7 protein-coding genes are annotated in these 6,060 nt (G+C 43.3%); 2 read left to right on the plus strand and 5 right to left on the minus strand.

What is annotated here, in order from left to right; genetic code table 11:
- The first annotated feature begins 48 nt into the window (after positions 1-48).
- On the plus strand, positions 49-615 hold the full coding sequence (locus tag HFA01_RS16715) for a sigma-70 family RNA polymerase sigma factor (RefSeq protein WP_218027771.1): 567 nt from the start codon (positions 49-51) through the stop codon (positions 613-615).
- Positions 608-1,255 carry a hypothetical protein gene (locus tag HFA01_RS16720; RefSeq protein WP_146818412.1) on the plus strand — a complete coding sequence of 216 codons (648 nt, stop codon included), beginning with the start codon at positions 608-610 and terminating at the stop codon, positions 1,253-1,255. Before HFA01_RS16715 ends, HFA01_RS16720 begins: the two co-directional genes overlap by 8 nt.
- Before the next feature lie 79 nt (positions 1,256-1,334).
- Here the strand turns inward: HFA01_RS16720 and HFA01_RS16725 are convergent, their stop codons facing one another.
- From HFA01_RS16725 to HFA01_RS16745, 5 genes are all read right to left on the minus strand, one after another.
- Positions 1,335-1,970 (minus strand): uracil-DNA glycosylase, encoded by a 636-nt coding sequence (locus tag HFA01_RS16725; RefSeq protein WP_146818414.1) that lies wholly within the window; start codon positions 1,968-1,970, stop codon positions 1,335-1,337.
- A gap of 102 nt (positions 1,971-2,072) precedes the next feature.
- The gene (locus tag HFA01_RS16730) at positions 2,073-3,059 is read right to left on the minus strand and encodes a sodium:calcium antiporter (RefSeq protein WP_146818416.1); all 987 of its coding nucleotides are present in this window, start codon (positions 3,057-3,059) and stop codon (positions 2,073-2,075) included.
- A gap of 149 nt (positions 3,060-3,208) precedes the next feature.
- On the minus strand, positions 3,209-4,714 hold the full coding sequence (locus tag HFA01_RS16735; RefSeq protein ID WP_146818418.1) for a phytoene desaturase family protein: 1,506 nt from the start codon (positions 4,712-4,714) through the stop codon (positions 3,209-3,211).
- A 17-nt stretch (positions 4,715-4,731) separates the two neighbouring features.
- Positions 4,732-5,289 carry a methyltransferase family protein gene (locus HFA01_RS16740; protein WP_146818420.1) on the minus strand — a complete coding sequence of 186 codons (558 nt, stop codon included), beginning with the start codon at positions 5,287-5,289 and terminating at the stop codon, positions 4,732-4,734.
- Between the two features lie 322 nt (positions 5,290-5,611).
- Positions 5,612-5,833 carry a hypothetical protein gene (locus tag HFA01_RS16745; RefSeq protein WP_146818422.1) on the minus strand — a complete coding sequence of 74 codons (222 nt, stop codon included), beginning with the start codon at positions 5,831-5,833 and terminating at the stop codon, positions 5,612-5,614.
- Positions 5,834-6,060 lie beyond the last annotated feature (227 nt).

Below are 6,060 nucleotides of genomic sequence, written 5' to 3' on the forward strand. Positions count from 1 at the left end.
AAAACTTATTCTCGGGGAGTGTCGTCTAAACAGATGAGGTGGGAAAAATTGATACGCAACCAACGCTCACAATCTACATATGAACCCGAAGAACATGGTGAGGAACAGCTGGAAGAGTGGATTCAAGAATACGGCCATGATTTAAAATGGCTCGCTTATTCGTATGTAAAAGATTATGCGATAGCTGAAGATATTACTCAAGAAACGTTTATTAAAGCATACCAGAAATATGCCAGTTTCAAAAAAGAATCTACGATAAAAACATGGTTATATAAAATTACCATTAACTTGTGTAAAGACCATTTAAAAAGCTCATACATGAAAAGAGTCGTTAAGAAAGGTACGGAACTATTTCGTTCCATTCCTTCAACAAAGGAGACACCGGAAGAATTCGTGCTGCAGCAAGATGAAGATGAGACCCTGCTCGCTCATGTGCTGAAGCTTGAAGATAAATACAGAGAAATCATCATTTTATATTACTTTGAAGAGTTCGACATCAATGAATTGGCGAATATGCTGAACACAAGTCCGAACACAGTGAAAACTCGTTTAAGACGCGCACGTCAACTACTGCAAGAAAGGTTAACATCGGAAGGGAGTTCCCAGAGTGAGTGATTTGATTGATCGTAAATTAAAAAAAATGGACCAGAACGTGAAATATGACCAGGTTCCATTTGATGAAAGACATATGAAGAAGATGGTCATGAAATCTTCCCACATAAAGAAACAAAAGAAATCACACGCGGGCAGGAAGTCCCTCCTCATCCCAACAGCAACCCTCCTCCTGTTTACAGGATGGCAACTCTCACAAAACCACCAGTCACCAGAAACAGCAGGTTTGCTGATGACTAAAGACACCGTACCTGAGCTGAAGACAGCAGCTGTAGAGCCACCTTCCACATTTGTTAAAGCCGATAATTCACAGAAGCACAAAACATCGATGATGGTCAGGGAAACGTACGTCATTCATGAGGATGAGCAGTTTTTCCAAACGGCAAAAAGAGTCTCACCCAAGGAGCTCGGAGAAGTCATCGGAACCATCAACCACAAAACTCCAGGCGAAGATTCTGACGCATTGGAGAGTGTGACCGCTTTTCTCCCTGAAACGAAAATTTACAGAATCAAAGGAGATGACGATGAAAATCGAATCGCCATCCGTAGCTGGAGAAGCACAGGCTTAGGAGCCGCAACCGCGAGTACACAGGGCTACTTTGTTTTTGAAAAGGTTCAGATGAACCAAAATGGAGACAGTTAACTCCTTAGACGGAGAACCACCTCTCATGGTGGATCTCCTTTTTATTTAAAAAATATGTCCGCTGAAGGTAACCATAGCATTACTCCTCTTCACGCTCTAAATAATCTTTCAACCGATCCAGTGAATGATAGATATCTTCCTTGATTTTTGGATTATAGAAAATAGCCGCCGGATGATAGAGAGGAACAACCGTATATTCTTCCTCCGTCTCCCCATACCCTCCACCCTCTTCCCTCTGTATACGGGTGCGGATGGCTTCACCAATAACATCACTAATCTTCCCCTTATCACCGGTCAGGCGCTCATAAGCGACTCCCCCAAGAGCGATAATGACCTCAGGTTTCATTTGTTCAATTTGGTAATCGAGCAGCTTGGCATGAGCATAAATTTCTTTTTGGTTTGGTTTACGGTTGGCTTTCCGCTTCCCTCCTGACCCCTTCTTGTTCGTATTCACCCATTTGTAGGGACGGCTTCTGACTACACTGGTGATGTACACATCTTGCCTTGATAAACCGAGATAGTCGAGTTGTTTGTCCAGTTCATCGCCTGCCCTTCCAATAAAGGGCTCACCTTTAACCGCCTCATTTTCACCAGGCGCCTCACCGACGATCATGACTCTGCCACGATGGTCGCCTTTCCCTAGAACGAAACCTTCCACATCATAGGGTTCTATCCTTTTTTTCGCTTCGTTCACTAAACGTTCCGGCCAATCCATCCACTTCCCTCCTCCTCTTCCTTCACTTCCTGAACCCAGTACCAAGAAACTTCAATCCACTGGATCAACCACTCCCCGACTTTTAATGGGAGAGCATGCTTATCATTTCATCTGAAACGCTATATACGTAGTGACAAAGTAGCTCACAATAATTAAGAATGAAGGAATCAGGTAATTCCATGCGCGAACATTTTTTCGTGTGATACTATAGATGATTAACAGAATGAACACGATGGACGTCACCCCTGTAATCATGTTTGCAGGGGACGATTGCTGAAGAAGATTCCCTTTGAAATAAATAAAATCTGTAATGGCAAGAATCATTAGGTTGAACGCATTACTTCCGAGTAGTGAGCTGATTCCAAGGTTAAAATTCCTAAGTTTGAGTGCCGTCCCTACACTTACAGCATCAGGTAAGGATGTACTTATGGCTACCAAAAAAGCCCCAATGAACGAGGCACCAATGCCTGTAATCACGGATATACGCTCAGCCGTAATGGTCAACACACTGCCAATAACCATAATAAGAAAAGCATATAAAATGAAGCGCCAAAGCACCTGCTTATAGGAGAAGTCTTTGTATCGTTCATTTTGTCGTTTCACTTTTCTACCTTGGTACTCTGTCCGATCATTAATAAACTTGGAACCAACAAAGTAGAGAACCACAATGACAATGGACGTATAACTAATGTGGAAGATATGGGTCGGCAGGGTCAAACTAAGACCGGCCATGACAATGAGTGTCATAAAAATCACAAGCCAGCCATATAACTTACTCTCCACAGTGGCATGCGTCAATATTTGATAGCGGCGATAGACAATGTCAAAAATCGCAAGGCCCATGATGTTGAATAAGTTGCTTCCGATCAAATTCCCAACAGCCAAGTCAGGACTGTCGATGACGATCGCCGTAACGCTTGAGGTCAATTCAGGCAGCGAGATAGCTATACCAATGATCGCTCCCATGAAAGCGGAAGATGCTCTCGTTTTTTCTTTTACCGCATCTCCAAATATCGCAAGTCTTGATGCTATGAAAAAGGTTAAAATTCCTGATATAAAAAACAGAGCAAAAATCATCCAGTCGCTCATAAAAAAACTCCTTCAACTCAACTTCAGTATGGCATTTTTCAACCATTCCCTTCCCTTCTCACCGGTAAACAGTAAATGAATGGAACCCTAGAAAAAAAACTCTTTCTCATACAAAAAGCTCAGTGCCTCGACGGCGCTGAGCTTTTGTTTCACTGGTGAACGGGTTCTGTTTCTCTCTCTTTAATCAAGTCGGCAGTCAGCTGTCCCGACAATGTTACCATCGGTACACCTCCACCCGGGTGGGTAGAGCCACCGACAAAATAGAGCCCATCATAAATTTGACTCTTGGAAGGAATCTTAAATCCACCATTGGACTTGCGGTCAGCCGCTATCCCATAAATCGATCCACCGTTTGGACCATATAAGGCCTCAAGGTCTTCAGGAGTAAAACGATACTCAAACTCAATAGAATCGCGCAGCCCTTCCATACCCATACGCTCCAACTTATCCAACACCGTTTCACGATAGGCATCCCAGTCGATTGGCTTACGCTTTTTGTTTTCAAGCGGTGGAACGTGTGTAAGAACAAAGAGATTGTCCTTTCCTTCAGGCGCTTGTGTTTCATCAGACCTTGCTGAGATTCCGATATAGATGGTCGGGTCATCCGCCGGCTTACCTTCTTCAAAGATCTGTTTGAATTCTTTTTCCGGATCTTCAGAGAATAGAAAATTATGATGCTTCAAATTCTCGAACTTGCGATCTGTACCAAGTAACAGCACAAGCCCTGATACGGTAGGATCGAATTTTTTCTCGAGAGCTTTTGTTTCTTTCTTCACTTTGGATGTTTGCGGGGCTAGCTTCCGATATGCTGGAATGACCTCAAGGTTGGAGACGACTACATCCGCTTCGTGAACCGTTCCTTCTGCCGTTTCTACACCGATGACACGATCACCATCAACAACAAATCGGTGTACCGGAGTATTCAATTCCACATCGATACGCAGCTCTTCCATAAGACGCCCCATACCCTCGGCAATCTTGTACATGCCGCCTTTAACATAATGAATGCCAAGCCCGAGCTGAACATAGACGAGCTGGTTTAAAATAGCCGGTGTAGCATATGGATTCGAGCCTACGTACATCACAAAATAGTTGAACAGCTGTTCCAGGTATTTGTTATCAAAGTGCTTGTGCGTCGCTTTCGCTACCGTATTCATCGGATCCATCTGGAATAGTTCACTCAATTTATGATGTTTCTTCAAATCTTTCAGGTCTTCAATACTATATTTATAAAAACTCTTCATACAGAGTTCATACATATCCTGACTGTAGGACAAGAAGTCTGTCAGCTTTCGATTCGGCCGTTCGGTGACCTTAGCCATCTCTTCCAGCATGTTTGGCAGGTCACTCGTTACATCCAGTTGTGTACCATCTTCAAAAAAGGTACGCCATTGAGGTTCAACACGCTCTACAGTAATGTAGTCCTCAAGACGACGATGTACACTTTCAAAAAGCTGCTCCAGCACCCAAGGCATCGTCAATATGGATGGTCCAGTATCAAACGTAAACCCTTTTCCTTCCCTGCGGTTCAGCTTTCCACCTATGTTGCTGTTCTTTTCAATGATTTTCACATCATAACCATCTGCCGACAGTCGAATTGCTGCTGACATACCACCTAAACCTGCTCCCACTACAACCGCTGTTTTCTTTTTCAATCCATCCACCTCCAAAATTAATAGACAAAAGGAATCAGCCGGTACCTCGAGCGGCACCATTTTTTGTATCGGTCCCCATGCTGCTCCACGAGCATCGCTTCTTCGAGCTTAATTCTATGTAGTAATGCGATTGTCATGAAAATTCCACATATGAGGGCTGCATACAGGTTACCAAGTCCTGAACAAAACCCAATAATGATGAATAAAAGCCCCGTATAAAGAGGGTGTCTGAGTAAACGATAAGGACCACTACTCACGAGGCGGTCTCCTTCTTGAACGGAGACGTTGCGCGTAAATTGATCTTTCAGATGGAGAATCCCCCAATATCTCAGGCCTACTCCAATGGCGTACACCACCAATCCTATCCACCAGATTCCTCGATGATGAATAATCCCAATGTTCCATTCCTGCATAAAGAGAGAAAATACGAGCGTCACGACCACGGCCGCGAGGATCAGCAGAAAAGAGCGGCGTTCATGAGAACCGCTTTCTCCCGTCCGATCATTTCTGAATATAAAAAACTCTGCCAGCCAAAAGGCCGTCACTACTAAAAACAATCCATCAAACAGGGTCATGGAGCACCCATCCTCTCTGGATACTATCTTCCATTGTTCCCTTTACAACCTGCGGATAAACCGCAGCTATACACTCATTCCCAAACATTCCACCCTCTCCTCTTCCTCGCATAATTGTTCCATTTCCATTACAATAGCAACAATAATGAAGAAAGGGGTGAAAGGAGTTGGACATATTTTATAGTGTTTTTATCATTTCCGCTGTCATCGCCACGTTTTTCGTGATCTTCAAAAAAATTACGAAGGCCACATATTGGACCATGGCGATTGTAGGCGTCTTATACATAACCATTCTATTATTGAGTTTTTTCTATGATTTCCCTTAAAGATTCTTGTTTTGTTTATTGATGGCTTCACGGATATGATAGAGTTCCGCGTACATGGCCGTCGCATAAACACTGATGATACTCAAGAACATAGAAAGGACGAAAACGGATCCATCAAGACCGAATCCCAGAACAGACGAAAATCCGATGATGGCCCCAATAATGACACCGATCCCTGTTAGAAAGATTATTTTTTGTAATGTTACTGAATAAAACATCGTATCACCTCTTCCAAATGATCTATCTGTTACTATACCCATCAGAGGCCCCGGATACACGTCACCCCTCTCCTATTCTTTGTTACTAATATTCTTCTTTCTCATACGAAACCCTTTGTGTCCATACAACAAATCCATTTGCTTCCCATAAAAAATCCGACTGCTTCAAAAGGCAGCCGGACACTTCAGCATTTTATTCCCTCCCCTTTCACAAACGCTCCCTATTC

The organism is Halobacillus faecis, from assembly GCF_007991335.1.
GTDB lineage: Bacteria > Bacillota > Bacilli > Bacillales > Halobacillaceae > Halobacillus > Halobacillus faecis.

Excerpts from the sequence above, each read along its gene's own strand:
- HFA01_RS16725 (WP_146818414.1), bottom strand. The coding sequence starts at position 1,970 with ATGGATTGGCCGGAACGTTTAGTGAACGAAGCGAAAAAAAGGATAGAA.
- HFA01_RS16745 (WP_146818422.1), bottom strand. The coding sequence starts at position 5,833 with ATGTTTTATTCAGTAACATTACAAAAAATAATCTTTCTAACAGGGATC.
- HFA01_RS16740 (WP_146818420.1), bottom strand. The coding sequence starts at position 5,289 with ATGACCCTGTTTGATGGATTGTTTTTAGTAGTGACGGCCTTTTGGCTG.
- HFA01_RS16730 (WP_146818416.1), bottom strand. The coding sequence starts at position 3,059 with ATGAGCGACTGGATGATTTTTGCTCTGTTTTTTATATCAGGAATTTTA.